Source organism: Bacillus sp. AFS001701, from assembly GCF_002559405.1.
Taxonomy (GTDB): domain Bacteria; phylum Bacillota; class Bacilli; order Bacillales; family Bacillaceae_G; genus Gottfriedia.
This window is the reverse complement of the sequence record NZ_NTZO01000762.1, coordinates 1-544: the sequence shown is the minus strand read 5'-3', so window position 1 is coordinate 544 and position 544 is coordinate 1. Positions and strand designations below refer to the sequence as shown.

At 28.1% G+C, this 544-nt stretch carries 1 protein-coding gene; it reads right to left on the bottom strand.

Annotation, left to right across the window (positions count from 1 at the left end; genetic code table 11):
* Positions 1–343: 343 nt before the first annotated feature.
* On the bottom strand, positions 344–544 hold a 201-nt coding region (locus tag CN514_RS26275; RefSeq protein WP_217993968.1), incomplete at its 5' end, for a hypothetical protein.

The window sequence follows — 544 nt, the reverse complement described above, 5'->3', positions numbered from 1 at the left end:
TGACAAAGTGATGTTATTTCATTTGTAGAATTATCCAATAAACTGTACTTCTTGTGTAAATAGTCCAATTAAGTTCCAAATTTGGTTGTCTAACAAAAGATTTCCATGAACAAGTTTATTAAGATAATTTGGAACACGATACGATTATATGGTGCTACTTTTGTAAAATAAAAGAGAAAACGGAAATTAATTGAACTTTTGGATAATTCTATAAACGATAATATGAAACAAAAAGAAGATAGTATTAAGTATTTTGCATTAAACACAAATAAAAAGACATCGCAAGAGAGATTAGGCCGATGTCTTATCCATGAGAAAGAAACAATATTAATATATGCCGATTTTATTTTTCCGGAACACTTATAGCCGATTCCTTCACATTCAATTCTTGATTTTTTAATGTAATTGACCCTAACCAACTATCTATATTTGGTTTCATTCCATCGTACAGGTGAAATAAGTTATTAAATGATTTTTTTTGTATCTTTACTGAACACTGATCACTTAACAAGCTAGTAAATTCACCATATATTATAATGCAGCA